The sequence below is a fragment of the Amycolatopsis lexingtonensis genome, from assembly GCF_014873755.1.
GTDB lineage: Bacteria > Actinomycetota > Actinomycetes > Mycobacteriales > Pseudonocardiaceae > Amycolatopsis > Amycolatopsis lexingtonensis.
The window spans coordinates 10463551-10490369 of sequence record NZ_JADBEG010000001.1; the positions used below are offsets into that span (position 1 = coordinate 10463551).

General features: G+C 71.5%; 29 protein-coding genes and 1 pseudogene. 23 read left to right on the top strand and 7 right to left on the bottom strand.

All coding sequences use genetic code 11. The features are described 5' to 3' along the window. The first annotated feature begins 22 nt into the window (after positions 1 to 22). From H4696_RS48230 to H4696_RS48240, 3 genes are read left to right on the top strand one after another with little or no spacing between them, the layout of a single operon-like run. Positions 23 to 316 (top strand): DUF503 domain-containing protein, encoded by a 294-nt coding sequence (locus H4696_RS48230; protein ID WP_086865713.1) that lies wholly within the window; start codon positions 23 to 25, stop codon positions 314 to 316. A 20-nt stretch (positions 317 to 336) separates the two neighbouring features. Beyond that, positions 337 to 816: a 30S ribosome-binding factor RbfA gene (gene rbfA, locus H4696_RS48235; protein ID WP_086865712.1), complete on the top strand. Its 480-nt coding sequence runs from the start codon at positions 337 to 339 to the stop codon at positions 814 to 816. A 3-nt stretch (positions 817 to 819) separates the two neighbouring features. Next, entirely contained in the window at positions 820 to 1635 is an 816-nt protein-coding gene (locus H4696_RS48240) for an alpha/beta hydrolase-fold protein (protein ID WP_192782950.1), read from the top strand. On the opposite strand, the gene H4696_RS48245 is transcribed toward H4696_RS48240, so the two are convergent. After that, positions 1632 to 2249 (bottom strand): class I SAM-dependent DNA methyltransferase, encoded by a 618-nt coding sequence (locus tag H4696_RS48245; protein WP_086864175.1) that lies wholly within the window; start codon positions 2247 to 2249, stop codon positions 1632 to 1634. The genes H4696_RS48240 and H4696_RS48245 overlap by 4 nt on opposite strands. Further along, positions 2246 to 2788, bottom strand: coding sequence for a TetR/AcrR family transcriptional regulator (locus tag H4696_RS48250; RefSeq protein WP_086864174.1), 543 nt, complete (start codon positions 2786 to 2788; stop codon positions 2246 to 2248). Before H4696_RS48250 ends, H4696_RS48245 begins: the two co-directional genes overlap by 4 nt. Before the next feature lie 134 nt (positions 2789 to 2922). On the opposite strand from H4696_RS48250, the gene H4696_RS48255 reads away from it, so the two are divergent. Together H4696_RS48255 and H4696_RS48260 are read left to right on the top strand one after the other, a co-directional pair. After that, a complete protein-coding gene (locus H4696_RS48255; RefSeq protein WP_086864173.1) occupies positions 2923 to 3150 on the top strand; it encodes a hypothetical protein in 228 nt (75 codons plus the stop codon). A gap of 19 nt (positions 3151 to 3169) precedes the next feature. After that, entirely contained in the window at positions 3170 to 4312 is a 1143-nt protein-coding gene (locus tag H4696_RS48260) for an SPFH domain-containing protein (RefSeq protein ID WP_086864172.1), read from the top strand. Between the two features lie 12 nt (positions 4313 to 4324). On the opposite strand, the gene H4696_RS48265 is transcribed toward H4696_RS48260, so the two are convergent. Then, a complete protein-coding gene (locus H4696_RS48265) occupies positions 4325 to 5356 on the bottom strand; it encodes a TRM11 family SAM-dependent methyltransferase (RefSeq protein WP_192782951.1) in 1032 nt (343 codons plus the stop codon). Between the two features lie 25 nt (positions 5357 to 5381). On the opposite strand from H4696_RS48265, the gene H4696_RS48270 reads away from it, so the two are divergent. The 12 genes from H4696_RS48270 to H4696_RS48325 all read left to right on the top strand — a co-directional run bounded on the left by H4696_RS48270 (position 5382) and on the right by H4696_RS48325 (position 17781). Beyond that, a complete protein-coding gene (locus H4696_RS48270) occupies positions 5382 to 6371 on the top strand; it encodes a DHH family phosphoesterase (protein WP_086865260.1) in 990 nt (329 codons plus the stop codon). Between the two features lie 84 nt (positions 6372 to 6455). Further along, positions 6456 to 7775, top strand: a complete 1320-nt coding sequence (locus tag H4696_RS48275) for an MATE family efflux transporter (RefSeq protein WP_192783144.1) — start codon at positions 6456 to 6458, stop codon at positions 7773 to 7775. 141 nt (positions 7776 to 7916) lie between these two features. Next, positions 7917 to 9242: an MFS transporter gene (locus H4696_RS48280; RefSeq protein WP_192782952.1), complete on the top strand. Its 1326-nt coding sequence runs from the start codon at positions 7917 to 7919 to the stop codon at positions 9240 to 9242. 44 nt (positions 9243 to 9286) lie between these two features. After that, positions 9287 to 10192 (top strand): tRNA pseudouridine(55) synthase TruB, encoded by a 906-nt coding sequence (gene truB, locus H4696_RS48285; protein WP_192782953.1) that lies wholly within the window; start codon positions 9287 to 9289, stop codon positions 10190 to 10192. 29 nt (positions 10193 to 10221) lie between these two features. Beyond that, positions 10222 to 11205 carry a bifunctional riboflavin kinase/FAD synthetase gene (locus tag H4696_RS48290; RefSeq protein WP_192782954.1) on the top strand — a complete coding sequence of 328 codons (984 nt, stop codon included), beginning with the start codon at positions 10222 to 10224 and terminating at the stop codon, positions 11203 to 11205. Between the two features lie 97 nt (positions 11206 to 11302). After that, complete coding sequence (locus H4696_RS48295) at positions 11303 to 11776, top strand: helix-turn-helix domain-containing protein (RefSeq protein ID WP_086861159.1); 474 nt, start codon at positions 11303 to 11305, stop codon at positions 11774 to 11776. Next, positions 11776 to 12279, top strand: a complete 504-nt coding sequence (gene thpR, locus H4696_RS48300; protein WP_086861161.1) for an RNA 2',3'-cyclic phosphodiesterase — start codon at positions 11776 to 11778, stop codon at positions 12277 to 12279. Before H4696_RS48295 ends, thpR begins: the two co-directional genes overlap by 1 nt. Before the next feature lie 130 nt (positions 12280 to 12409). After that, a complete protein-coding gene (gene rpsO, locus H4696_RS48305; protein WP_003084034.1) occupies positions 12410 to 12679 on the top strand; it encodes a 30S ribosomal protein S15 in 270 nt (89 codons plus the stop codon). 229 nt (positions 12680 to 12908) lie between these two features. Next, the gene (locus H4696_RS48310; RefSeq protein ID WP_086861163.1) at positions 12909 to 15140 is read left to right on the top strand and encodes a polyribonucleotide nucleotidyltransferase; all 2232 of its coding nucleotides are present in this window, start codon (positions 12909 to 12911) and stop codon (positions 15138 to 15140) included. A gap of 84 nt (positions 15141 to 15224) precedes the next feature. Next, entirely contained in the window at positions 15225 to 16589 is a 1365-nt protein-coding gene (locus H4696_RS48315) for a M16 family metallopeptidase (RefSeq protein WP_086861165.1), read from the top strand. Next, positions 16586 to 17326 (top strand): 4-hydroxy-tetrahydrodipicolinate reductase, encoded by a 741-nt coding sequence (gene dapB, locus H4696_RS48320; RefSeq protein WP_086861167.1) that lies wholly within the window; start codon positions 16586 to 16588, stop codon positions 17324 to 17326. The genes H4696_RS48315 and dapB overlap by 4 nt, the downstream gene beginning before the upstream one ends. After that, the gene (locus H4696_RS48325) at positions 17323 to 17781 is read left to right on the top strand and encodes a hypothetical protein (RefSeq protein ID WP_169735008.1); all 459 of its coding nucleotides are present in this window, start codon (positions 17323 to 17325) and stop codon (positions 17779 to 17781) included. The genes dapB and H4696_RS48325 overlap by 4 nt, the downstream gene beginning before the upstream one ends. Here the strand turns inward: H4696_RS48325 and H4696_RS48330 are convergent. After that, on the bottom strand, positions 17767 to 18732 hold the full coding sequence (locus H4696_RS48330; protein ID WP_225956028.1) for a substrate-binding domain-containing protein: 966 nt from the start codon (positions 18730 to 18732) through the stop codon (positions 17767 to 17769). The genes H4696_RS48325 and H4696_RS48330 overlap by 15 nt on opposite strands. 70 nt (positions 18733 to 18802) lie before the next feature. Here H4696_RS48330 and H4696_RS48335 point away from each other — a divergent pair, with 70 nt between their 5' ends. Both H4696_RS48335 and H4696_RS48340 read left to right on the top strand, forming a co-directional pair. Beyond that, positions 18803 to 19663 carry a LysR family transcriptional regulator gene (locus H4696_RS48335; protein ID WP_086861173.1) on the top strand — a complete coding sequence of 287 codons (861 nt, stop codon included), beginning with the start codon at positions 18803 to 18805 and terminating at the stop codon, positions 19661 to 19663. Further along, positions 19660 to 20472, top strand: a complete 813-nt coding sequence (locus tag H4696_RS48340; protein WP_225956029.1) for a hypothetical protein — start codon at positions 19660 to 19662, stop codon at positions 20470 to 20472. Before H4696_RS48335 ends, H4696_RS48340 begins: the two co-directional genes overlap by 4 nt. A gap of 66 nt (positions 20473 to 20538) precedes the next feature. On the opposite strand, the gene H4696_RS48345 is transcribed toward H4696_RS48340, so the two are convergent. Beyond that, positions 20539 to 21057 carry a YqaA family protein gene (locus H4696_RS48345; protein WP_086861174.1) on the bottom strand — a complete coding sequence of 173 codons (519 nt, stop codon included), beginning with the start codon at positions 21055 to 21057 and terminating at the stop codon, positions 20539 to 20541. A gap of 152 nt (positions 21058 to 21209) precedes the next feature. Between H4696_RS48345 and H4696_RS51430 the strand changes: the two are divergent. Beyond that, positions 21210 to 21605 (top strand): annotated as a pseudogene (locus H4696_RS51430) (GtrA family protein); the annotation flags it as partial. Between the two features lie 66 nt (positions 21606 to 21671). Here the strand turns inward: H4696_RS51430 and H4696_RS48355 are convergent. Continuing rightward, positions 21672 to 22229 (bottom strand): GNAT family N-acetyltransferase, encoded by a 558-nt coding sequence (locus H4696_RS48355; protein ID WP_086861176.1) that lies wholly within the window; start codon positions 22227 to 22229, stop codon positions 21672 to 21674. A 59-nt stretch (positions 22230 to 22288) separates the two neighbouring features. Between H4696_RS48355 and H4696_RS48360 the strand changes: the two genes are divergently transcribed. Continuing rightward, positions 22289 to 23503 carry a winged helix-turn-helix domain-containing protein gene (locus H4696_RS48360; protein ID WP_086861178.1) on the top strand — a complete coding sequence of 405 codons (1215 nt, stop codon included), beginning with the start codon at positions 22289 to 22291 and terminating at the stop codon, positions 23501 to 23503. A 20-nt stretch (positions 23504 to 23523) separates the two neighbouring features. After that, positions 23524 to 24822, top strand: coding sequence for a hypothetical protein (locus tag H4696_RS48365; protein ID WP_086861180.1), 1299 nt, complete (start codon positions 23524 to 23526; stop codon positions 24820 to 24822). On the opposite strand, the gene H4696_RS48370 is transcribed toward H4696_RS48365, so the two are convergent. Further along, the gene (locus H4696_RS48370; RefSeq protein WP_086861182.1) at positions 24811 to 25485 is read right to left on the bottom strand and encodes a TetR/AcrR family transcriptional regulator; all 675 of its coding nucleotides are present in this window, start codon (positions 25483 to 25485) and stop codon (positions 24811 to 24813) included. The two genes, H4696_RS48365 and H4696_RS48370, sit on opposite strands and share 12 nt — an antisense overlap. A 67-nt stretch (positions 25486 to 25552) precedes the next feature. Here H4696_RS48370 and H4696_RS48375 point away from each other — a divergent pair, with 67 nt between their 5' ends. Continuing rightward, positions 25553 to 26671 carry an FAD-dependent oxidoreductase gene (locus H4696_RS48375; RefSeq protein WP_086861184.1) on the top strand — a complete coding sequence of 373 codons (1119 nt, stop codon included), beginning with the start codon at positions 25553 to 25555 and terminating at the stop codon, positions 26669 to 26671. Positions 26672 to 26819 lie beyond the last annotated feature (148 nt).

Sequence of the window (26819 nt, forward strand, 5' to 3'; positions counted from 1 at the left end):
TACTACACCACCAAAACTGCCTATGTTCGTCGGAGCTCTTGAGCTCGACATCCTGCTCGGCGACGTCCATTCGCTGAAGCAGAAGCGGTCTGTGGTCCGTCCGGTGCTGGCCGAGGTGCGCAAGCGCTTCGCCGTGTCGGTGGCCGAGGCCGGACACAGCGATCTGCACCGCCGGACCCTCATCGGGGTGGCCGTGGTCGCCGAAGGTGGCGAGCACGTCCGGGACGTGCTCGACTCGTGTGAGCGGTACGTGGCGAGCAGGCCGGAGTTCGAACTCCTGTCCGCGCGCCGCCGGCTGCTCGGTCCAGACGATTGAACCTTTTCTAGGAGAACGACATGGCTGATCCGGCTCGAGCTCGCAAGCTCGCGAAGCGGATCTCGCAGATCGTGGCGTCCGCGATCGAGCACGAGGTCAAGGACCCCCGGCTGGACTACGTGACCATCACGGACACGAAGGTCACCGGCGACCTGCACGACGCCACGGTGTACTACACGGTGCTGGGCGAGAAGCTGGACTCCGTCCCGGACTTCGCCGGTGCGGCGGCCGCGCTCGAATCCGCGCGCGGCGTGCTGCGCACGAAGGTCGGCCAGGGCACCGGGGTCCGCTACACGCCGACACTGACGTTCGTCGCGGACACCATCCCCGAGGAGTCGAAGCGGATCGAGGACCTCCTCGCGAAGGCCCGCGAGGCCGACGCGGAGGTCGCGCGCCGCGCGACCGGCGCCCAGCACGCGGGCGACGTCGACCCGTACAAGGCACCGCGCGAAGACAACGAAGACGACGACGAGTTCGCGGAGGAGGAGAGCCGGGGCTGACCCGTGCTCTCCCGCCGCGCCCTGCTCGCCGGCAGCGCCCTCACGCTGCTGGCGGGCTGCTCGCCGTCCGAACCCCCGCCCGGCCCGCCCGCGGTGCCGGCGCCGACACGGCCTTCGGTGCCGCCCGACCCGGTGACGGTCCAGCGCATGCGGTCCGAAGCCCGCGGCACCGACGTCGACCTGGTCCTGATCACCCCGGCCGGAGTCCCGGCGGCGGGGCTGCCGGTGTGCCTGGCCCTGCACGGCCGTGGCGCGCGGGCGCGGACGTTCCTCGAGCTGGGTGTCCCTTCGGCGTTGACGCAGGCCGTGCACGCGGGTGTCCCGCCGTTCGCGGTCGCGGCGATCGACGGCGACAACTACTGGGTCGACGTCGGTTCCGGCGACGATCCGCAGCGGATGCTCACCGAGGAGGTCCCGGCCTGGCTGGCGGACCGCGGCCTGCGCCCGCCATCGGCCGTGTTCGGCATTTCGATGGGCGGCTTCGGCGCGCTGCGGTACGCCCGCGCCCACCCGGACCTCAAGGCGGTGGCGACGGTGAGCGCGGCCTTGTTCGCGGACTGGCCCGACGCCCGCAGCCGCAAGGTGTTCTCCGGCGAGGAAAACTGGCGCGCGGAAGAACCGTTGCTGCACACGGGAGAACTGCGCCCGGCCGCCCTCGGCGTCTGGTGCGGCGAGTCGGATCCGTTCCTGGGCGCGGATCGCAAGCTGGTGAAGGCGGTTTCGCCCGCGGTGTCGCGGTTTTCCCCGGGTGGGCACAAGGACCAGTACTGGCGCGGGATCCTGCCGGACGTCCTGAAGTTCGTGGGGGAGCGGATCTAGCTCTTCGCGAACAGGAACCCTTGCGGCACTTCGGCTTCGGGGTCGAGCAACCACTCGGCCTCGACGGTGAACCCGGCCTTCCGCACCCGCTCGGCCAGCCACCACGGCTGCCGCAGGTGGACGCGCACCCGCATCGGGTGCCCGCCGTACCCCTCGGTCTTCAGCCGGCTGCCGGCACCGACGTGGTAGCCGATCACGAGCAGGCCACCGGGCCGCAGCACCCGCCGGAAGTGCGCCAGCGCCACGGGAACTTCGTCGTCCGGGACGTGGATGAGCGACCAGAACGAGAGCACCCCGGCCACCGACGCGTCGGGCAGGTCCAGGTCGGTCATCGAGCCGACGTCGAACCGCAGCCCGGGGTGGCTCCGCCGTGCGAGCTCGACCATGTTCGGCGAAAGGTCGATCCCGGCGGCGTCGACGCCCAGCGTGTGCAGGTGCGCGGTGACGTGCCCGGGCCCGCACCCCACGTCCACCAGTGGCCCGTCGACCCGCGCGGCCACCACGTCGAGCGCGGCCCGCACGTACGGCCGCGTGGCGACGGCGTCCCGCATGAATTCGGCGTAGCTCTCGGCGACGGTGTCGTAGGAGTCGCGGGTGTCCGCGAGCCAGGTCATCGCGCCCGCAGCCCGTCGAGGACCATGCCGAGCGCGCGCCGCCAGTCCGGGGTCGCGGTCGCCGCGGCGAACACGATCGCCAGGTCCTGCGCGCGGAAGTCCTTCCGCAATGCACCGGCCTCCTGGGCGCGCGAGATGATCCGGTTCATCCGGGACCCGTTGGCCTGCTTGGCTTTCTCCAGTCCCGACGCGGGGTCGAACGCCCGCGAGCACACTTCGGTGAAACCCCGGTCGCTGACCTGCATCAGCACCGACCGTTCGAGGAAGAGCACGAAACCGTCCCAGGGGTCGTCGCACGCGAGGGCTTCTTCGGTGACGGCCCGCGCTTCTTCCAGCGTCGGCAGGAACGCGGCCTCGACCAGGTCGGCCCGGGTCGGGAACCGGTTGTAGAGCGTCCCGATCGCGACTTCGGCGCGGCGCGCGATCTCGTCGAGCGGGGCGTCGACCCCCTTGGCGCCGAACACCTCCCGCGCGGCCGCCACCAGCGCTTCCCGGTTGCGCCGGGCGTCCGCGCGCAGGGGGCGTTGCTCGACGGTCACGCTCCGCAGTATAGCCGCGCGGGTTGCCTCCTGATCGGAACCTCACAGTGCCCACGGGCCGCGCCCGCCGGGAGCACAATGGGGTCAGCGGGGGCCATCCCCGCGTCGAGGCGGCCACCGAGGGAGGTCGGCACGTGCACTCCGATCTCTCCCCGGCCGGGCGCACCGGAGTCCTCCTGGTCGGCACCCGCGGGCAGCGGGGCCCCGGGGAGGTGCTGATCAGGATCAGGGGCGGCCTGGAAACCTTCCTTGCCTGGTCCGACACGGAGCTGCCGAAGGGCACGACCGTCCTGGTCGTGGAAACCCGGGGCCGGCGCACGGTCGACGTCGTGGCGTGGGACGCCTCGGCACCCACTTCCTAGTGTGCGAAGAAGGACAGCCATGTTCGGGTACCGCGTTCCCGCGCCCAACGAGGCGATGCTGATCTCCGGGGGCAAGCACAGCCAGGGCGACTCGCCGTTCCGGGTCGTCACCGGTCACGGCGCGTTCGTCATGCCGGTCTTCCGGAAGGTCCGGTTCCTCACGCTTTCCATGTGCGAGGCCGAAGTGACCGAAGTGTGCGTCACGAAACAGGCCATCGCCCTGACCGTGCGGGCGGTGATCGCGTTCAAGGTCGGCAACGACACCGAGAGCATCGTCAACGCCGGCCAGCGGTTCCTCTCCGACCAGGACCAGATGTCCGTGCTGACCGGGCGGATCTTCGCCGGCCACCTGCGCTCGATCATCGGGTCCATGACGGTCGAGGAGATCATCACCGAGCGGCAGAAGCTCGCCACCGAGGTGCTGGACGGCTCGGCGGTGGAGATGGCGAAGATCGGGCTCACCGTCGACGCGCTGCAGATCCAGTCGATCGACGACATGAAGCTCGGCTACATCGCGGCGATGGCCGCGCCGCACAACGCCGCCATCCAGCGGGACGCCCAGATCGCCCAGGCGGTGGCGAACCAGACGGCGGCGGAAGCCGAGCAGAAGTCCCAGCGGACGCAGGCGGAGTACGCCCGGCAGACGTCGATCGTGCAGGCGCAGTACCGCGCCGAGGTCGAGGCGGCGCAGGCCGAAGCCGCTCAGGCCGGGCCGCTCGCGCAGGCCAAGGCCCAGCAGGAGGTCATCGACGCGCGCACCGAGCTGGCGCAGCGCGAGGCCGAACTGCGGCAGCAGCAACTGGTCGCCGAGGTGATCAAGCCGGCCGACGCGGAGGCCGAGCGGATCCGCATCCTGGCGCTGGCCGACGCGGAGAAGATGCGCGTGCAGGCCGAGGCGGCCGCGTCGAACAACCGGGTCGCCCTCGACCGGATGCTCATCGACCAGCTGCCGCAGATCGTCAAAGAGGCGGGGCGCGGCCTGTCCGGCGCGAACGTCAACATCCTCAACGGCGCGGACGGCCTCGGTGAGATGGCCGCCGGGCTCGTCGGCCAGGGACTGTCCATCTTGGACTCGGTGAAGCGCGGCCTGAGCACCCCGCCGGCCCCCGCCGCGGCGCCGGAGGAGAACGGGCAGGTGACCAAGCCCGAGCTCACGCAGTAGCGCTTTGTCGACTCAAGACGTGGGCTTCACCGCGACGACCAGGTCACGCAGGATGGCCTGGTCGACCCGGTGCGCGAACTCCTCCCACGGCCCGCCTTCGCGGACGTCGAGCTCGGCCTTGCGCAGCACCGCGACGAGTTCTTCGCGCGGGAGCACGGTGGTGTTCCACGAGATCCCCAACGCCCCACCGGGACGCAGCACGCGCGTCCACACCGGCACCGCTGCCGCCAGGAGATCACGCGGGCTCCGCTGCAACCCCGCCTCGCGGTGGCTCCCGTGCTGGACGCCGTACGGCGCGTCGGTCACGATCACGTCGCACGAGTTCGCCCGCAGCACCTCGTCCGTGGTCAGCGTGTCGGCCTGGAAGTAGGTGAGCTTGCGGGTGTCGCCCGCTTTGTACGCTTCCTTGTCCAGCGCGTACTCGATGTCGAGGCGCCGCCCGAGGCGGACCTTGTTGCGCCGCAGCTGGCCCGAGTCGGCGGTGTGCTTGACGCGCTTGTTCCGCAGCCAGGTCTTGATGAACGCCTCGTAGGCTTCGAAGTCCTTGCCGTCGACGTCCAGGCCGGTGGCGTGCAGGCCGTACATCATCGCCTGGTTCAGCGTGGTGCCGCGGCCGCACAGCGGGTCGAGCAGGTACTTCGGCCGGTCGGAGAACGGGTCCGCGGTCGCCAGCAGCGTGACGTTCAGCAGCAGCTTCGTGAACGACTCGTTCGTCTTGCCCGGGTACTTCTGGATGGTCAGCAGGTCCGAGTCGGCCTTCGCCAGCGGCGTCACGGTGACCGGGCGCAGGACGCCGTCACCCAGCTCGAACAGCGCGTACAGCGACGAAAGGTTCGACAGCAGCGCGAGGTCGCGCTCGCCGAGGGGCACCGAGCTGGTGAAGCGCACGTACCCCACGCCGCCGAGCTCGACCTCCTCGATCCCGGACAGCTCGGCCGGCAGCACCGCGCCGAACACCGCCAGCTCGGCGCGCAGCAGCGCGGGGGAGGAGGCGGCGTAGACCCGGTTGGCGGACGGGTGGACCAGGATCACGTACTCAGGCATCCCGCAGAGCGTAGCGTGACGCACCGTGACCCCTACTTCGGCGCAGGACATCCGGGACGCGGCCGCGCTGCTCGCCTCGGCCACCGACGTGACGATCCTCGGCCACATCCGCCCGGACGCGGACGCGCTGGGCAGCGCGCTCGCCCTCGGCCGGGCCCTCCTCCAGCGTGGGGCGAAGGTGCGCGTCTCCTTCGGCGAACCCGACGAGGCGCCCGAGACGCTGCGGTGGCTCGACGAGGACGGGCTGCTCACCCACCCGGACGACCTTCCCGCCAGCGAGCCCCTGCTGATCTGCGTCGACACGCCGACGCCGAAGCGGCTGGGCCGGCTCGCCGGGCGCGTCGAGGCCGCCGGCGCCGTGCTGGTCGTCGACCACCACGCCACCAACACCTTCTACGGCACCTGCCACGTCGTCGACGAGACGGCCGAGGCCAGCGCGATCCTGGTGTTCCGGCTCCTGGACGCACTGGGCGCCGAACTGGACGAGCCGATCGCGCGCGGGATCTACGCCGGGATCGTCACCGACACCAGCGGGTTCCGGCGGGCGAGCCCCGAGACGCACCGGATGGCGGCGCGGCTCATCGAAGCCGGCGTCGACGCCGAAGCGGTCGTGCGGCGGATCACCGACGAGCGCCCCTTCGCCTGGCTGCCGATGCTGTCGTCGGTGCTGAGCGGAGCCCGGCTGGAACCGGAAGCCGCGCAGGGCAAGGGTTTCGTGCACGCCGTGGTCCGCGTCGACGCGGCCGAGACGGTGCGCGCCGAGGAGGTCGAGTCGGTCGTCGACGTCGTCCGCTCGGTGCGCGAGGCCGCCGTCGCCGCGGTGCTCAAACAGGACCTCGCGAACCCGGCGCAGTGGCAGATCTCGTTGCGCTCCATCGGGCTCGACGTCTCGGCCGTGGCCACCGAATTCGGCGGCGGCGGGCACCGGCAGGCCGCGGGCTGCACGATCCCGGGCACCGCCGAGGAGGTCCTGGCGGGACTGCGCGCGGCGCTGGAACGGGCACCGCTGCTGTAGCCGGCGTCGGCCGGCGGGTCCGGAAAGTTCCCGGCTTCCCGCCGGTCAGAACTGTCGGTGGGGCCGGTTAGAGTCCGGATCGTGGTGAACGTGGAGGAGACCGAGCGGGTTCCGGCGAAGCGCGTGCTCGGCCTGGCCGTGCCCGCGCTCGGGGTGCTGGCCGCCGAGCCGCTGTACGTGCTGGTCGACACCGCCGTGGTCGGGCACCTCGACGCGCTGTCGCTGGCCGGGCTCGCGCTCGGCGGGGTCGTGCTGGCGCAGGTGTCGAGCCAGCTGACGTTCCTGTCCTACGGCACGACGTCGCGCACCGCGCGTCTGCACGGCGCCGGCCGCCGGGCGGACGCGGTCCGCGAAGGCGTGCAGGCGACGTGGCTGGCGCTGTTCGTCGGGTTCTTCGTGCTCGGCGCCGGGCAGCTGCTGGCCTGGCCGATCGCCCGCGCGCTCTCGGGCAGCGACGAGATCGCGTCCGCGGCCGTGTCGTGGCTGCGGATCGCGCTGTTCGGGGCGCCGCTGATCCTCGTCACCATGGCGGGCAACGGCTGGATGCGCGGGGTCCAGGACGCCGCGAAACCGCTGCGGTACGTGCTGGCGGGCAACGGGATCTCGGCCGTGCTGTGCCCGGTGCTCGTCTACGGGGCCGGGCTCGGCCTGGAGGGCTCGGCGATCGCGAACGTCGTCGCGCAGGTGATCTCGGCGGCGCTGTTCTTCGCCGCGCTGGTGAAGGAGAAGGCCGGGCTGCGCCCGGACTTCAAGGTGATGCGCGCCCAGCTCGGCCTCGGCCGCGACCTGGTCCTGCGCAGCCTGGCGTTCCAGGCGTGCTTCGTCTCGGCGGCGGCCGTCGCGGCCCGGACGTCGACCGAGGCGGTGGGCGCGCACCAGGTGGTGCTGCAGCTGTGGACGTTCCTCGCGCTGGTGCTGGACTCGGTGGCGATCGCGGCGCAGTCGCTGGTCGGCGCGGCGCTGGGGGCGAATTCGGCCCGGCAGGCGCGCGGGGTGGCCAACCAGATCACCGGGTACGGGCTGCTGCTGGGATGCTTCCTGTGCGTGCTGTTCGCGGCGCTGTCGTGGGTGCTGCCGCACGCGTTCACGTCCGACCCGGGCGTGCTGGCGGAGATCCCGCACGCGTGGTGGTTCTTCGTGGCCCTGCAGCCGATCGCCGGGGTGGTGTTCGCCTTGGACGGCGTCCTGCTGGGCGCGGGCGACGCGGCCTTCCTCCGCAACGCGACGCTCGGCAGCGCGGCGTTGGGCTTCCTGCCGCTGATCTGGGCCTCGCTCGGCTTCGGCTGGGGCTTGACGGGGATCTGGACCGGGCTGTCGCTGTTCATGGTGATCCGGCTGGCGTTCGTGGTGGCGCGCTGGCGGTCCGGCCACTGGGCGGTGACGGGCGCGATCCGACCGGCCTGACCACGTGTGATGCCCCCGACCCTGTGGCGAAAACCACCCGGATAACGGCTATGTTTCGCCGTTGCTTAGGCGATACAAGTAGTAGGGACGGCAGCGTGGGCGTTCCACGCCCCGAACACCGCCGACTCCCTGGAGGTCCTTGTGCCGCCCGCCACCGGCCGCGCCACCGCCCGGTCCTGGCTCATCTGGCTCGCCGCCGTCACCGTCTACCTCCTCGCGGTCTTCCACCGCACCTCCTTCGGCGTCGCCGGGCTGCAGGCGGCCGAACGCTTCGGTGTCGGCGCCGCCGCGCTCGGCACCTTCACCGTCCTGCAGGTCGGCGTCTACGCCGCCATGCAGATCCCGACCGGCGTCCTGGTCGACCGCTACGGTCCCCGCCGCGTCCTCGTCGTCGCCGTGCTGATCCTCGGCACCGGGCAGCTCCTGCTCGGCATCGCGCACTCCTACGGCCTCGGCCTGCTCGCCCGCGGCGTGCTCGGGCTCGGCGACGCGCTCACCTTCGTCAGCGTGCTGCGCCTGGTCGCGGCCCACTTCCCGGGCCGCCAGTACGCGCTGCTGACGTCGTTCACCGCCGCCGTCGGCTACATCGGCAACCTCGCCGCGACCGTCCCGCTGGCGCTGCTGCTCGACGTTTCCGGCTGGACCCCCACCTTCCTCGCCGTCGGCGCCCTCACCGTGCTCTACACGCTGGTCGTGGCGCTGCGGGTCCGGGACGTCCCGGACGGCGAAGCGCAGCCCGTCCGCGAACAGGTCCGCCCGCGCCAGCTCGCCCATCAGGTCGCCGAAGCCTGGCGGACGCCGGGGACGCGCCTGGGCTTCTGGGTCCACTTCAGCACGATGTTCGCCCCCAACGCCCTGACGCTGCTGTGGGGCGTCCCGTGGCTGGTACAGGGCCAGGGGCAGTCGAAGGCCGCCGCGAGCGCGCTGCTCACCGTGTTCGTCTTCGGGTCGATGGCCGGCGGGCCGCTGCTCGGCGGCGTGATCGGCAGGCGCCCGTCGCTGCGGATGCCGCTGGTCGGCGGGTACATCGGCGGCGCCGCGCTGCTCTGGGCGGTGCTGCTGAGCTGGCCCGGCACCGTGCCGGTGGCCGTCCTGGTGCCCGCGTTCGCCTTCCTCGCCCTCGGCGGCCCGGCGTCGATGATCGGCTTCGCGCTCGCCCGCGACTACAACCCGCTGTCCCGCGTGGGCACGGCCACCGGCGTGGTCAACGTCGGCGGGTTCGTCGCGACGACGATCGCCGCGCTCGCCGTCGGCGTGCTCCTGCAGTGGACCGGCGGGAACTTCCGGCTGTCGCTGCTGGCGATCGTCGCGATCCTCGCGCTCGGCACGGTCCGGCTGCTCGTGTGGTGGCGCCGCACCCGCGCCCACCTGTTCCTGGCCGAGGCCCGCGGCGAGGAACTGCCGGTGCGGATCACCCGCCGCCGCTGGGACGCCGCACTACCGGAGACGCCGATCGTCGCCGCCTGAACGGCCTGATCGGCCCACGACAAGCGGCAGCTAGGGTTTCCCGCGTGTCGAGCCCCAAACCGCCCCGCCGCCCCGCCCCGCCGCCCGGTCTCCTGATCGTCGACAAGCCCGCCGGCATGACGTCCCACGACGTCGTCGCCCGCGCCCGCCGCATCATGGGCACCCGCAAGGTCGGGCACGCCGGCACGCTCGACCCGATGGCGACCGGCGTGCTGGTGCTCGGCATCGAGCGCGCCACCAAGCTGCTCGGCCACCTGGCGCTGGACCGCAAGACCTACCTGGCCACCCTGAGCCTCGGCAGCAGCACCACGACCGACGACGCCGAGGGCGAAGTCCTCACCGAGGGCGCGACGGACCACGTCACCGACGAAGACATCGCGAACGGCGTCGAGAAGCTGACCGGCGACATCCAGCAGGTCCCGAGCGCGGTCAGCGCCGTCAAGATCGACGGCAAGCGCGCCTACGCCCGCGTCCGCGCCGGCGAGGACGTCGTGATCCCCGCGCGCCCGGTCACCGTCTACCGCTTCGACGTCCTGGCCGTCCGGCACGAAGCGGACCACGTCGAGGTCGACGCCGTCGTCGAGTGCTCGTCCGGCACCTACGTCCGCGCGCTGGCCCGCGACCTCGGCGCGGATCTCGGCTGCGGCGGGCACCTGAAGGCGTTGCGGCGCACCACGGTCGGCCCCTTCACACTGGCCCGGGCGCGCACCCTCGACCAGCTCGAGGAGAAGCCAGAGCTGAGCCTGGACCTCGACGCCGCCGTCGCCGCCGCCTTCCCGAGGCGCGACCTCGACGCGGCCACGGCGAAGGCGGTCCGGCACGGGCAGCGCATCCCGGCGGCCGGGCTCGAAGGCACCTACGGGCTCTTCGGGCCCGACGGCCGGGTGCTCGCGCTGGCCGCCGACGAACAAGGCGTGTCCCGCGCGGTGGTGGTGTTGCTGCCCGCCTAGGGTGGGCCTTACAGAGACGGGAGTGCGACGTGCTGCGGTGGCGTGGGCTGGGGGACCTCCCCGGCGGCTGGGGCCGGTGCGTGGTCACCATCGGCGTGTTCGACGGGGTGCATCGCGGGCACCAGGAGCTGATCAGCCGGACCGTGGCCGCGGCGGCCGAACGGGGGCTGCCGAGCGTCATGCTGACGTTCGACCCGCACCCGTCGGAGGTGCTGCGCCCGGGCAGCCACCCGGCGCAGCTGACCACGTTGCGGCGCAAGGCGGAAATCGTCGAGAGCCTCGGCGTCGACGTCTTCTGCGTGCTGCCGTTCACCTTGGAGCTGTCCCGGCTGGCGCCGGAGGAGTTCGTGCACGAGGTGCTCGTCGACCGCCTGCACGCGGCCGCGGTGATCGTCGGCGACAACTTCACCTTCGGCGCCAAGGCCGCCGGTGACGTCGCGATGCTGCGCACCCTCGGCCGCCGGTTCGGGTTCGCCGCCTACGGCGCGGAACTGCAGGGCAAGGAACTGTCCGAAGAGGACCAATCGGCGATCACCTTCTCCAGCACGTACGTCCGGTCGTGCATCGACGCGGGTGACGTCGTGGCGGCGGCCGAGGCGCTCGGCCGCCCGCACCGCCTGGAGGGCATCGTCGTCCGCGGCGACGGCCGCGGCCACGAGCTCGGCTACCCGACGGCGAACCTGTCGACGCCGCGCTTCGCCGCCGTCCCGGCCGACGGCGTGTACAGCGCCTGGTTCACCCGCTCGGCGGACCCGTCGCGCCGGCTGCGCGCCGCGGTCTCGGTGGGCACGAACCCGACGTTTTCCGGGCGCGAGCGCACCGTCGAGGCGTTCGTCCTCGACGTCGACGAGGACTTCTACGGCCAGCACGTCGCGATCGACTTCGTGACACGGCTGCGCGACCAAGTGCGCTTCGCCGACTCGGCCGGGCTCGTCACGCAGATCGACGACGACGTGATCGAGACGAGAAAGGCACTGGAGCTGCCCCCGGACGCCCCGACCGGGGGCGAATAGGGGATTTCGCGTTCACGCACGTCGGGGCGATGGCAAGATGCTCACGGACGGTGCGCGCAGGGCATCCGGGCGAAGCGGGTTTAGGGGAGCGGAACTGGTGGAGGACCACAAGATCGTCCAGCGGAACATCGCGTTGCAGCGCGAGTGGTACGGGGAGCCGCTCGGCGACCGCGTCCGCCGGCTCGTCGTCGCGTTCGACGTTTCGCAGGCGTTCTTGGCCGAAGTCCTCGGGATCAGCGCCCCCATGCTCAGCCAGGTGATGAGCGGACGGCGGGCGAAGATCGGCAACCCGGTCGTGCTGGCCAGGATGATCATGCTCGAGCGCAAGATCCTCGTACCCGAGGTCGCCGCCGGCAACCGCGACGCGATGCTGGCCGCGATGGAGGACGTCCGCGACTCGCGCCCCACCGTCGGCCGCGACAACATCCCGGTGGTCAACGAAGACGCGAAGGTCCTCGCCTACCTGCGCGACCTGGCCGAGGACGAAGACCTGGGCGAGGCCGCCAAGCGCCTCGACGACGAGTTCCCGGCCATCGCCGACCTGCTCCGCCGGGCGGGCAACGGCTCCTGATGCCGGTCCTGTTCAGCGCGCTGCTCCCGCCGGACGACGTCGTCGAGCAGGTCGCCGCGGCCCTCGGCGACCCCGACGACGGCCTGCGCTGGGAGCCGCCGGAGCGCTGGCACGTCACGCTCGCCTACTACGGGCCGGACGACGTCGGGACGCGGGCGGCCTGGCTGGGGGAGCGCCTGGCCGGGCGGGCGCCCGTCGACGTCCGGCTGGAAAAGGCCGCGACGTTCCCCGGCGTGCTGTGGTTGACTGTCGCCGGAACGGAGCTGACGCCGCTCGCGCACGCCGCGGGCGCCGACGCCGAGGCGAGGCCGTACCGGGCCCACCTGACGCTCGCGCGGTTCCCCCGGGAAGAACCGGGGCTCGCCGCGCGTTGGACAGGGAAGCTCGCCGGCTTCACGAGCCGGCGCTGGCAGGCCACCGAGGTGGCGCTGATGACCAGCGAGCGCGAGCCGGGCGGCCCCCGCTACCGGGTGGCGCGCGTCTTCGAGCTGGACGGCGCCTGAAGACGCTGTTCAGCGGGCTGGTAACCTCACGAGCGGGTCCGGCTGCAGTCCGTGGCGGCCGTGACCGTCTTCCCGGCGTGCATTCACGCCCGGGGCCGCACGGCACTGATTATTTCGAGGAGCAACACAAGTGGCGCTGTCCACCGAAGAGAAGAAGTCGATCCTTGCCGAGTACGGCGTGCACGACTCGGACACCGGATCCCCCGAGGCCCAGGTCGCGCTGCTGACCAAGCGCATCGTCGGCCTCACCGAGCACCTCAAGGCTCACAAGCACGACCACCACTCGCGTCGCGGGCTCCTGCTGCTGGTCGGCCGTCGCCGCCGGCTGCTGAACTACGTGATGAAGGTGGACATCGAGCGTTACCGTGCGCTGATCCAGCGCCTCGGCCTGCGCCGATAGCTTCAACCCGAGGGGGAGTGGCCGCCGGCCGCTCCCCCTCGGTGCAGAAAGACAGGAACGGCGCGAGCGCGCACGAGGGTCCGTCCGCCGGTCCTCGGTAGTGGTTCCCGGGAAGAGTCCCGGGGGCTTCGATCGAAGACCGGCCTCATTCCTCGAGCGTCCTCAGGCGAAACGGGTCCCAGGGTGGGAGACTCGCGCCGTACAGAGGAACCAAAGAGGAGAACAATCTATGACCGACTCCACCGGAGTCACCGTGCACGAGACCGAAGCCGTCATCGACAACGGCAAGTTCGGCACTCGCACCGTCCGCTTCGAGACGGGCCGCCTGGCCAAGCAGGCCGCCGGCGCCGTCGTCGCGTACCTCGACGAAGAGACCATGCTGCTCTCGGCGACGACCGCGTCGAAGCACCCGAAGGAGCACTTCGACTTCTTCCCGCTGACCGTGGACGTCGAAGAGCGCATGTACGCCGCTGGCCGCATCCCCGGCGCGTTCTTCCGCCGCGAGGGCCGCCCGTCGACCGACGCGATCCTGACCTGCCGCCTGATCGACCGGCCGCTGCGCCCGTCGTTCGCCGACGGTCTCCGCAACGAGATCCAGGTCGTCATCACCGTCCAGAGCCTCAACCCGGACGACCCGTACGACGTGCTGGCCATCAACGCCGCTTCGGCGTCGACCCAGATCGCCGGCCTCCCGTTCTCCGGCCCGGTCGGCGGCGTGCGCGTCGCGCTGATCGAAGGCCAGTGGGTCGCGTTCCCGACCTGGTCGCAGCTGGAGAAGGCGACCTTCAACATGGTCGTCGCGGGCCGCATCGTCGGTGACGACGTCGCGATCATGATGGTCGAGGCCGAGGGCACCGAGCACACGCTCGAACTGATCGCCGACGGCGGCAAGGCGCCGGACGAGGTCGCGGTCGCCGAGGGCCTCGAGGCCGCGAAGCCGTTCATCAAGGTCCTCTGCGAGGCGCAGCAGCGCCTCGCCGACGCCGCCGCGAAGCCGACCGGCGAGTTCCCGGTCTACCCGGCCTACCAGCAGGACGTCTACGAGGCCGTCGCCGCGATCGCGACCGACGACCTGGCGAACGCCCTCCAGATCGCCGGCAAGCAGGACCGCGACGCCGCGACCGACCAGGTCAAGGCCGCCGTGCTGGAGAAGGTCGGCCTCGGCGAGGGCGAAGCCTTCGAGGGCCGCGACAAGGAGATCGGCGGGGCGTTCAAGGCCCTGACGAAGAAGATCATGCGCCAGCGCGTCCTGACGGAGAAGATCCGCATGGACGGCCGTGGCCTCACCGACATCCGGTCGCTCGCGGCCGAGGTCGCCGTGATCCCGCGGGCGCACGGCTCGGCGCTGTTCGAGCGCGGCGAAACCCAGATCCTGGGCGTCACCACGCTGAACATGCTTCGCCTGGAGCAGCAGATCGACTCGCTGTCCCCGGAGACGCACAAGCGCTACATGCACCACTACAACTTCCCGCCCTTCTCCACCGGTGAGACCGGCCGTGTCGGTTCGCCGAAGCGCCGCGAAATCGGCCACGGCATGCTCGCCGAGCGCGCCCTGGTGCCGGTGCTGCCGAAGCGGGACGAGTTCCCGTACGCGATCCGCCAGGTCTCCGAGGCGCTGGGCTCCAACGGCTCGACCTCGATGGGCTCGGTCTGCGCGTCCACGATGAGCCTGTACAACGCCGGCGTGCCGCTGAAGGCGCCGGTCGCGGGCATCGCGATGGGCCTGGTCTCCGACGAGGTCGACGGCGAGACCCGCTACGTGGCGCTCACCGACATCCTCGGTGCGGAGGACGCCCTGGGCGACATGGACTTCAAGGTCGCCGGCACCAAGGACATCATCACCGCGCTGCAGCTGGACACGAAGCTCGACGGCATCCCGTCGGAGGTCCTCGCGGCCGCGCTGAAGCAGGCGAAGGACGCGCGCATCACCATCCTGGAGGTCATCGCCGAGGCGATCGACAGCCCGGACGAGATGAGCCCGTACTCGCCGCGCGTCACCAGCGTGAAGATCCCGGTGGACAAGATCGGCGAGGTCATCGGCCCGAAGGGCAAGATGATCAACTCGATCACCGAGCAGACCGGTGCCGACATTTCCATCGAGGACGACGGCACGATCTACGTCGGCGCTTCGGACGGCCCGTCGGCGGAGGCGGCGATCGACCTGATCAACGCCATCGCCAACCCGCAGCTGCCCAAGGTCGGCGAGCGCTTCCTCGGCACCGTGGTGAAGACGGCCGCGTTCGGCGCGTTCGTCTCGCTGCTGCCGGGCAAGGACGGCCTGGTGCACATCTCCAAGCTGGGCAACGGCAAGCGGATCGCCAAGGTCGAGGACGTCGTCAACGTGGGCGACAAGCTCCGCGTCGAGATCGCCGACATCGACAACCGCGGCAAGATCAGCCTGATCGTGGTCAAGGAGGACGAGGCGCCCGCCGCCGACGCCGAGAAGGCCGACGCCAAGTAAGACACTCGTTTGGTCCGTGAAGGCCTCCTTACCGGCGTTTGTGACCGGTAAGGAGGCCTTCACGGCATGTGAGGTAAGGAACCCATGGCACGGCAGGTTTCCGGGCACGAACAGCCCGTCGGCACCACCCGCACGCTCGAGTCCACCCCGGACGGTGCGGTCGTCAAGCGCAGCGTGCTGCCCGGCGGCCTGCGGGTGATCACCGAGTACGTCCCGGCGTCCCGCTCGGCCACGGTCGGGCTGTGGGTCGGCATCGGCTCCCGCGACGAGCCGGTGGCCGTCGCCGGCGCCGCGCACTACCTCGAGCACCTGCTGTTCAAGGGCACGAAGAACCGCGACGCCACGCAGATCGCCGAGGAGATCGACGCGGTCGGCGGCGAGTTCAACGCCTTCACGGCGAAGGAGCACACCTGCTACTACGCGCAGGTGCTCGACGCCGACCTCCCGCTGGCCGTGGACCTGGTCACCGACGTCGTGTTCGAGGCGCTGTGCACCGACCGCGACATGGACATGGAGCGCAGTGTCGTCCTCGAAGAGATTTCGATGCGCGACGACGACCCCGAAGACCTGCTGCACGAGACGTTCGTCAGCGCGATCCTCGGCGACCACGCGCTCGGCCGCCCGGTGCTCGGCACCGAGAAGTCGATCATCGGGATGTCGCCGTCCGCGCTGCGGAACTTCTACAAGCGCCGGTACACGCTGCCGCGGATGGTGCTGGCCGTGGCCGGGAACGTCGACCACAACCAGGTGCTGCGCCTGGTGCGCAAGGCGCTGAAGGACCGGCTGAACGGGACCGCGACGCCGGTCCCGCCGCGCGAAGGCCGGGCCCGGATCAAGACCCCGCCGAAGCTGGCGCTGCACACCGACGACACCGAGCAGGCGCACGTCATGCTGGGCCTGCGGTCGCTGTCGCGCCACGACGACCGGCGCTTCGCCCTGTCGGTGCTCAACGCGGCGCTCGGCGGCGGCATGAGCTCGCGGCTGTTCCAGGAGATCCGGGAGCAGCGCGGGCTGGCCTACCAGGTGTACTCGTCGGTGGCGAGCTACGCCGACACCGGGCACATGGCCGTGTACGCGGGCTGCCAGCCGGAAAAGCTCGGCGACGTCGCCGGTGTCATCCGCGAACTGCTCGACAAGGTCGGCGTCGACGGCCTGACCGACGCCGAGGTGGCCCGCGCCAAGGGCCAGCTGCGCGGCGGGCTGGTGCTGGGGCTGGAGGACACGTCGTCGCGGATGTCGCGGATCGGCAAGACCGAGCTCAACTACGGCCGCTACCTGGGCGTCGACGCCACGATCGCGCGCATCGACGCGGTGACCACCGAGGACGTGTGTGCGCTCGCTCGCAGTTTGTTCGCGCGCCCGGGCGGGGTCTCGGCGGCGGCGGTCGTCGGGCCGTACGCTCACGCCGACGACCTTCCTGACGACCTGCACGAGGTGATCGCTTCATGACCATCAACGTCGGTGTGCTCGGTGCCCGGGGCCGCATGGGTGCGACGGTGGTGAAGGCGGTCGAAAGCGCGGGCGACATGAAGGTCGTCGCGGCGCTGGACGCCGGTGACGACTTCTCGGCGCTCGCCGACGCGCAGGTGGTCGTGGACTTCACCCACCCCGACACCGTCATGGGCAACCTGGAGTACCTGGTCGAGCACGACATCCACGCGGTCGTCGGCACCACGGGCTTCAGCGAGGAGCGGCTGGCTTCGCTGCGTTCCCTCCTGGAGCCGAAGCCCTCGCTCGGCGTGCTGATCGCGCCGAACTTCGCGCTCGGCGCGGTCCTGGCGATGCGGTTCGCGGCCCAGGCGGCCAAGTTCTACGCGTCGGCGGAGATCATCGAGCTGCACCACAACCGCAAGGCCGACGCGCCTTCGGGCACCGCCGCGCACACCGCCCGGATGATCGCCGCCGCGCGGGCCGAGGCGGGCGTGACGCCGGGCCCGGACGCGACGACGTCCGAACTGGACGGTGCCCGCGGCGCTTCGGTCGAGGAGGTCCGCGTCCACTCGGTCCGTCTGCCGGGGCTGGTCGCGCACGAGGAGATCCTGTTCGGCGGCGAGGGCGAGACCTTGACCATCCGCCACGACTCCCTCGACCGGACGTCGTTCATGCCGGGTGTGCTGCTCGGCGTCCGCACGGTGCTGACGCGCCCCGGCCTGACGGTCGGCCTGGAAAACGTCCTCGACCTGTGAGGGCCCGCAATGTGGCGCTGCTGCTGACGGCGGCGCTGGTCGTCTACCTGTTCCTGCTGGCGGATCGCGCGTTCGCGCTGTTCGCCTCGGGTACGGGCCTGGGCATCGCGCTCGGGATCGGCGTCCTGCTCCTGCCGGTCCTCGGCGTCTGGGTCGTCGTCGTGACCTGGCGCAACGGCCTGCAGATCCAGCGCCTTTCGCGCCGCCTGGACGCCGAGGGCGCGCTCCCGGACGTCTCCGACCTGCCGCGGCGGCCTTCGGGCCGGGTGGACCGCGACGCGGCCGACGCGTGGTTCGCCGAGCGCCGCGCCGAGGTCGAGGCGGACCAGGAGAACTGGCGGGCCTGGTACAAGCTCGCGTACGCCTACGACATCGCCGGTGACCGGCGCCGGGCGCGGGAGACGATGAAGACGGCCGTGGAGCTGGAAGCCGCCGAGCGCTCAGGTACCGAGTAGTTCCGGCGCGAAGATCTCTTCGATCCGCCAGAGCCGGGACGACAGACCCTGTTCGTGGTGGTACCTGAGATAGGTTTCCAGCGTCGCGCGGTTGGCGGAAATCCCGTAGGGCCACCAGTCTTCGCCGAATTCGGCGAGGGTTTCGTCGACCAGCGCGTTCGCCCAGAGGACCATGGTCTGCACCTGGTAGAGCCGCCGGTTCCGGCGGTAGCGCGCCGCGGCGGCGTCTTTCGCGGCTTCGAACTCGCCGTAGACGCGGCGGGCCAGGCCGGGGTCGTCCCGCAGGAGCTCCCGCCGGACGACGACGGTGTGCATGATCGGGAAGATCCCGGTGCGGCGGTGGTAGTCGCGTTCCCGCGCCGCGAAGTCCGGGAACAGGCGGGCGACGTGGGGGGAGCCGTCGAGCACGCACTGCGGGACGTTGGCGGAGAACAGCGCGTCGATCTCACCGGCGTCGAGCATGGTGCTCAGCGTTTTCCCTTCCCCCGCCGTGGCTATTTCGAGCGCGGGTGGGTGCGGGTGCGGGATGAAGCCGAAGGGCGCCGACGGGCGTTCGAGCCCGCCGATCACCCAGCGGTTCGCCTCGGGCTCGAAGCCGTATTCGTCCATCAGGATGCCTTTGGCCCAGACGCCCGAGTCCTGGCCGTAGGTCCCGAATTCGCCGATGGTCCGCCCGGTGAGCCCGTCCGGCCCGGTGATGCCCGCGTGGGTGTTGACGAAGACGCAGGAGTGCCGGAACACCCGGTTGGGGAAGATCGGCAGCGCCACGAAGGGCGTGTCTTCTTCGAGCAGGCGCAGGTAGAACGTGAGGCCGAGCTCGGCGACGTCGAATTCGTTCCCGCGGATGAGCCGCTCGAAGATCTCCGGCAGCGTATCGGCGGTTTCGACGGTGGTGGTTTCGAACAGCTGCGCGGTGGTGTCGTAGCGGAAGCACCCGATCCTGAGGTCCATGCCCTCGATCATCGGTTCGCGCGGCGGCGGGTGTCCAAGACCGGCTGCGTCCACTCGATACCCTGGGAGTATGGACCTGCGCGTGCTCCGGTACTTCGTCGCGGTGGCCGACGAGCGGCACATCGGCCGCGCGGCGGGGCGGCTGCACATGGCGCAGCCGCCGCTGAGCCGTGCGGTGCGCGGGCTGGAGGACGAGCTGGGCGCGACGCTGTTCGAGCGCACGCCGAAGGGCGTCACGCTCACCGCGGCGGGCACGGTGCTGTACGACGAGGCGGTCGCGCTGCTGGCGCGGGCGGGCCGAATCCCCGACCGCGTCACGGCAGCGGCGGGCACGGCGACCCTGACGGTCGGCACCCTGGCGGACACCGCCGAGCATGCCGGCGCCCGCCTGGTCCCGCTCTTCCGCGAACGCCACCCGCACGTCGACGTCCGGGTCCACGAGACGGATCTCGCCGACCCGACGGCGGGGCTGCGCACGGGCCTGGTCGACGTGGCACTGACCCGGACTCCCTTCGAGGCCAAGGGAATCAGCGTCCACGCGCTGCGCCCGGTCCGCACCGGCGTGGTCCTGCGCGCTGACGACCCCCTGTCCGCCCGGCCGTCGGTGACCACGGCGGACCTGGCCGGCCGCCGCTGGATCCGCCTCCCGGACGGCACCGACCCGACGTGGGCGGCGTACTGGACGAGCGGCGCGGCGGACGGTCCGGTGGTGCGGACGATCCAGGAGTGCCTGCAGGCGGTGCTGTGGAACGGGATTTCGGCGTTCGCCCCGCTCGGCCAGCCGTTGCCGGAGGGGCTGAGCGTCGTCCCGGTGGCGGACCGCCCGCCGAGTGAGCTGGTGGTGGCGTGGCCGAAGACCGGGGGAGGCCCGCTCGTCCGGGGGTTCGTGCGGGTGGCGGCTTCGCTGGGTCCGGCAGACTGGACCCAGTGACGCTGGTTTTTGAAGCTCGTCTTGGCCCCGTTGCTGGTGGTGGGTTCGTCCTTGGCCGGGCGCCGGTGGGGGCCGGGGGTGACCGGGCTGCTGGTGGCCATGCCGGTGGTGGCGGGACCGATTTTGCTGATCACGTACGTCGACCACGGGCCGCTTCGGCGTCGTTGCTGGGCCTGGTGTCGCTGGCGGCGTTCGCGGTGGTGTTCGCGCGGGTCGCGCGGGCTCGTGGGTGGCTGGGGACGGTGGTGGTCGGGTGGCTGGTGTGTCTTGCGCTGGATCTGGCGCTGTCGTTCGCCCCGGTGCCGGTGTGGCTCGCGCTGGGTGCGGCCCTCGTGGCGGCTTGGGCGGGCACACGGCTTGTGCGGGCCGCCCCGGTGAGGCTGTTCGCGTCGGCCGAGGCAGGGTCGCTGGGCTTGCCCGGCCAAGGCGAAACGGCGCCGTCAAGCCGGGGTACGTCCGGCTCGCTGAACCTGCCCTGGTGGGACCTCCCCGCCCGAGCGCTGGCGACAGCCGGACTCGTCCTGGCACTCACCGCGACCGCAGGCCGCCTCGGCCCGGACCTGACGGGCGTGCTGGCCCCGTTCCCGACGGGAACGAGCGTGGTGGCGGCCTTCGCCCTGGCGCAAGGCGGCCCGGCAGCGGCGGTAGCGACCATGCGAGGCGTACTACGCGGCCTCCGCGGCTTCGCAGCGTTCTGCTTCCTGGCAGCGGTACTGGCCGAACCGATCGGCGGCTGGGCGTTCGCCATCGCGGTCGCGGTCGCCGTCGCAGTGGCGGTGCAATGGGCCAGCCGCAGCACACAAAGCTAAAGCGACAAAGAACTCGAACCGACTCAAAACCTGAAGCGACTCAACTTACGCAACCACAAAACTTCCTCAGTGATGCAACCACCCAGCGAACACCGCAGGTGAAGCCGCTATCAAACTGAACCGAATCCACCTTCCGGCCAGCCCGGTGGTCAAGAACGTCGCCAACCGCATCCGCACCAACCCGGCCAGCACACTGGTCGCCATGAACGGCGGCAACCCCACGAGCGAACTGACCCCGTACGTCCCAGCCATCCAGTGCGGATGCCGATGGCACCGCTCCCGCAACCCCTCGACCCACCCCCGCAGCCGCTTCGTCCGCAACTGCCACCGCACCCGCCGCGGAGTCATCGGCCGCTCCCGGTGCAACCGGTCGTGCAGCGGCTTCGGCAGCTTGATCGTCCCCCGCGCGGCGAGGTAGTACAGCGTCTTCCCGGCGATCTGCCCGACCGCGACCGCCGCCCCGAGCCACAGCCAGTGCAGGCCCGGCTGGCTCGCGCACAGCCCGATCAAGAACACTTCGGCGTTGATCAGCGGCACGATGGCCGAACCGAACGCCACGCCCAGCGTCAGCAGGATCCAGCTCATCGTGTCACCTCCCGAAAATCGCTCGCGTTCTTCACGTTATCAGTTCGAAACCTGAAAACACGGGGGTTAGCCCCCGTCTTCGCCCGGTGGCCCGCACCAGAAGATCACCTGCCGGACGGCTCCCGGTCACCTCCCGCTGGAACGCTGACGGGGTGGCCGCCGAGCAACCCCGTACGCCCGCTGACCGCTTCGGCGCCCTCTGCCGGGCCATCGTCCGGATACTCCCGCTGGGTCTGTCGCGGATCGTCGCCCCGACGTTTCTCGGCTTCTGCCTCATCAACGGTCTGACGTTCGGCGTCGACCTCGGGTTGCTGACCGTTTTCCGAAGCTTGCTCGGCTGGCCCGTGTGGCTGGCGATCACGGTCGCGTACGGCTGCGCGTTCGGGCTCAGCTTCGTGCTGAACCGGACGTTCAACTTCCATTCCCACGCGGCCGTCGGAATCCAGCTCGTCTTGTACGTCGTCGCGATCGTCGTCAATTACGCCGCGTTTTTGCTGGGTGTCGGCGCCGGCCTGACGGCGCTGGGCGTCGAATACCACGTCTCGCGGCTGCTCGCGGGCGCCTGCGAAGGCGTGTTCATGTACGCCGTGATGCGCTGGGTGATCTTCCGCGACTCAGGTGAGCGACAGCTCGAGCGTGCCGGTGAGCCGGACCTCGCGGAGCAGGCGCTCGCCGGTGTCGAGGGTGCGGACCGTGCCGTCGGGGTTCCAGCCGGCCCGGCGGTAGAAGCCCAGGCTGGCGTGGTCGCCCTGGGCGACCCAGGCGATGCCGCGGCCGGCGCCGTCGGCCCGCAGGCCGGCGGCGGCCGTCGCGAGTAGCCGGCCGGCGTGGCCGCGCCGTCCCCACCGCGGCTCGACGAGCAGGGTGGCGATCAAGCCGGTGGAGCCCGCGTCTTCGGGCAGGCTGCCGTCGGCGCCGGCGATCTCGCCCTCGGGCGCGCGGCCGGCGACGCAGAACCCGACGGTGTACTCGCCTTCGGTGGCGACGTAGACCAGGCTCCCGGGGTACTCGATGGTCTCGGTCCAGGTACCGGCGAGGTCGGCGGCGTCCAGTTCGGCGAGCGCCTGCTTGCCCAGCAGGTCTTCGTAGGCGGCGTGCCAGGTTTCGCGCTGGATGCGGGCGATCTCCGCGGCGTCGGACAGGTCGGCGGGGCGGACGGCGGCGTCGCTCATGGGCCGAATCTATCGGGTCGCCGAAAACTGTCGGTGGTGGCTGGCACCATGACCTCACCATGCAAACGATCAGCGTCTCGACGGCCCGGAAGACCTTCCTGGCCGCACAGGGCTTCACCGACCCGCGTCCCTCCGGCGAGCCGTCCCGGCGGCACCTGAAACGCGTGCTTTCGCGCGTCCAGCTGCTGCAGCTGGACTCCGTGAACGTCGCGGTCCGGGCGCACTACATGCCGGTGTTTTCCCGCCTGGGCGCGTACGAGCCCGCGCTGCTGGACGCGGCGGCGTGGGCGCACTCGGCGCGCCAGCCGCGCCTCCTGGTGGAGACGTGGGCGCACGAGGCGAGCCTGCTGCCGATCGAGGACTGGCCGCTGATCCGCTCGGGCGCGAAGCGGGACGGCTGGTGGAAGCACTACGGCCCGTTGATCGAGAAGTCGCCGGGGCTGGTCGACGAGATCCTTTCGGTGGTCAAGGAACTCGGCCCGATCGGTGCGGGCGGCATCGAGCGCGAGGTCGAGGCGGACGCGCAACGCCGCGGCCCCGGCTCGTGGTGGGAGCGTTCGGAAGTCAAGCGCGTCTGCGAGTACCTGTTCGGCATCGGCCAGCTGACTACAGGCACGCGCCGGTCGTTCGAGCGGCTGTACGACCTGACCGAACGGGTGGTGCCGCCGGACATCCTGGCGCGCACTGTCTCGGCGGAGGAGGGCGCGCGCGGGCTGATCGAGCGCTCGGCGCGCGCACTGGGCGTCGCGACGGAGACGGACCTGCGCGACTACTACCGCCTCGGCCCGGCGCCGGCCCGCCAGGCGGTGGCGGAGCTGGTCGAATCCGGTGTCCTGGAGCCGGTTTCGGTCCGCGGCTGGAAGCCGGTGGCGTACCGGCACGCCGAGGCCCGCACGCCGCGTTCGGTCACCGGGCGGGCGCTGCTGTGCCCGTTCGACCCGCTGATCTGGGAACGCGCCCGCACCGAGCGGCTCTTCGGGTTCCATTACCGGATCGAGATCTACGTCCCGGAGCCGAAGCGCGTCTACGGCTACTACGTGTTCCCGTTCCTGCTGGACGGCGAACTGGTCGCGCGGGTGGACCTGAAGTCCGATCGCGCGGTGGGCGTCCTACGGGTGCACGGCGCCTTCGCGGAAGAAGGCGCGGACGTGGCACGCGTGCTCCCGGAACTGGCGGGGGAGCTGGGGCACATGGCGGAATGGCTCGGCCTGTCCGGCGTGGCGGTGGGCACCCGCGGCGACCTGGCCAAACCCCTGGCGAAACTGGTGCGCTGACGATGCCCGGGGGGTGGTGAATGGAGCCGTTGACGGCGATCTCGGTGATCGCGGCGAAGTACGGCGTGTCGCAGCTGGTCGGTGCCCTTTCCGGGGACGACGACCTCGGCGGGCTGGCCGCGGAGCTGCTCGGCGCGGTGACGGCGAGCGAAGACCGGCTGAGCACCCAGCTGGCCGGGCTCGGCCGGCAGCTGGACGAGCTGCTGGACCAGCGGTACACGACCGCGCTCGCCGCCGGTCAGCGCACCCTGCGCGACCTCGTGTCGGCGCCGTCCGAGGCACGCCAAGCGGAATGGACGCGGGCGCGGGACCTCTTCCGCGAAGCCTCGGCGACGGCCCGGTCACCGCTGCAGGAGGCGGTGGCCGAGCGGTATGTCGCCCTGTGCTTCGTGGCTCTCGGCTGGCCGGACGCGGCCCGCACGGCGTGGGGAGAGGTGAACCGCGCCGCGTTCGAGGCGCTGATGGACGCCTTGCCGCTCGTCGGCCCCGCGGCGTACGACCGTGCCCGCGAGCAGGCCGGGCTCTCGAGCCGGGGCCGCCGCTCGGCGCGTCGCGAACGCGAGGTCGACGAGAAGAGCCGCGAGATCATCGCCGCGGCGGGCGAGGCGGTGCCGCTCGCCCTCAGCCTGCTCGCCGAACCGGCAGCGCTCTCGGACGACGCGGGGCCCCACGTCGAGCTGATCCGGCCCGAGGGGTTCGGCACGGAGCAGCGGTTGACGCGTCCCGCGCAGGTCTGGATCACCCCCGGCGGGCCCGACCAGGGCCAGTTCCGCGTGCGGCCCGAGGACCGGCTTTCGCCCCTCGGGCTGCGACAGGTCTTCGGCCCGCTTTCGGTGGAGTGGACGCTCGAGGGACATTCCGACGACTTGCCCCGCGCGGGTGCGATGGCCAAAGACCTCGACGAGGTGCGGGCCGTCGTGAAGCAGGTCGCTCCCGCGGCCGTGGCCGAGCTGGGCGAGAAGCTGCTGGGCACCCTGTGGCTCCACATGTCGTCGATCGCGAAGCCGGACAACGACTTCGCCGTGGTGGTTCGTGCGGATCCGGGACTGCGCCGGCCACTGGACCTGTTCCTGGCCAACCGCGTGGAAGTGCCCTACCTGCCGACCCTCTTCTGGGGCTGGCCACGGACGCGCGTCTTGGAGCCGGGGGAGGCGGAGATCCGGCTGCGCGAGGCCGCCTACGGGGGCGACTTCAAGGGCTTCGACGGCAGCCTCTTCCTGAACGGTGTCCTGGCGTTCCACAACACCGACCGCACGATCGTCCGCGAACCGCGGTGGGAGGAGATCCGCTGGGACAACCGGCACCGGCTAGGGCAATGAGTGCACCGCGCCGATCCCGGTCAGGATGAGGTCGACACCTGCCAGGAACTGCTCGCGGTCGTCGTGGTCGCGCACTTCGGCGGCGACCTCTCGCATGAACGGGTATTCCTCGGCGTCGAGTCCCGCCCAAGCGGTCGACACAGCGTCGAGGAACTCGCTGCGATCCTTGCCGTTCGTCACGACGCGCGCGTTCGCGGCGTTCTGGCCGGCGGCGCCGAGGACGTAGTGCACCAGCGCCGAGGTCGCCGTGAACCAGCTGCCCTTCGGCACGCCCAGGTCGCGGACGTGCCGTCCGATGCTCTCGAAGATCTTCGGCGTTATCAGGCCCGAGGGGCCGCGCGACAGCTGCGCCGAAAGCTGCGGCGCGAGCCACGGGTGGCCCTCGATCGCGTCGAAGAGGCCGAGCGCGACGGCGCGGACCTCGTCCCGGGGTGATCCCGCGGCACGCTCGGCGGCCAGGGCGCCCGCGACCACCGCGTAGGTCGCGGCGTCGAGCAGTTCGCCCTTGTTCGCCACGTGCCAGTAGATCGCCCCGGGTCCGGTGGCGAGGCGCTCGGTCAGCGCCCGGAACGTCAAACCGCTCTCGCCGTCGGCGTCGAGGAGCTCGACCGCCGTCTCGATGATGCGCGCCCGCGAGAGGGCTACCGCGCGCCGTTGTGCCATGCCTCATCTTGACACGTCTGGAATGACGTTCCAAGATTGGAACAACATTCCAAAGAGAGGAGTCGCCATGTCCGACCCCGTAGTGATCGTCGGCGCCGGGCTCGGCGGGCTCACGCTCGCGCGCGTCCTGCACGTCCACGGCGTCCCGGCCACGGTCTACGAAGCGGAGAGCTCGCCTTCGGCGCGTACGCAGGGCGGGATGCTCGACATCCACGAGCGCAACGGCCAGGCGGCGCTCGAGGCCGCGGGCCTGACCGACGGCTTCCGCGCCCTGATCCTCGAAGGCCGTGAAGCGACGCGCGTGCTGGACCGGACGGGCAAGGTCCTGCTCGACGAGCCGGACGACGGCACCGGCACCCGCCCCGAGGTCCAGCGCGGCGAGCTGCGCCGGCTCCTCCTGGACTCGCTGCCCGCGGACACGGTCCGCTGGGGCCGCAAGGTCACCGGCGCCCGCGCCCTCGGCGACGGCCGCCACGAGCTGACGTTCGCCGACGGCACGACAACGGTCACCGGCCTGCTGGTCGGCGCGGACGGCGCGTGGTCCCGCGTCCGCCCGCTGGTGTCGGCCGCGGTCCCGGAGTACGTCGGCACGTCGTTCATCGAGACGTTCCTGTTTGACGCCGACGCCCGCCACCCGGCGACCGCGAAGGCGGCCGGCGGAGGAGCGCTGCTGGTGCCGGAGCCGGGCAAGGGCATCCAAGCGCACCGCGAAGCCGGCGACACGCTCCACACGTACGTGATGCTGTCCAAGCCGCAGGACTGGTTCCCCGACTTCACCGACGAGGCGGCGGCCAGGGCGCAGGTCGCGGCCGAGTTCGAGGGCTGGGCCCCGGAACTGACGGCCTTGATCACCGACGGCGAGACCCCACCGGTGCTGCGCCCGATCCACACCCTGCCGCCCGGCCACCGCTGGCCCCGCACCCCGGGAGTGACCCTCCTGGGCGACGCGGCCCACCTGTCGGTCCCGAACGGCGAAGGAGCCAACCTCGCCATGCAGGACGGCGCCGAACTGGGCCGCGCGATCGCCGCCCACCCGGACGATGTGGAGGCCGCGCTGGCGGAGTACGAGGAGGCGCTGTTCCCGCGCAGTGCGGAGGAGGCGGCGGAGGCCACTCGGGACTTCGAGTTGTGCTTCGGCGCGGAGACGCCGCACAGCCTCATCGCCTTGCTGACCGGGCAGGGTTGAGGTTCTGCGGCTGTCCACAGTGGACTCGATGGCGGTGGTGGCGTCGGGACGTTTTTCCTGGGTGCGCAGGACTGCCGGGGCGGGGATCGCGCATCGTTCGCCGCCGCCGCCGCTGGCGCGGCAACCCCAAGCGCAGCCGAGGCCGCTC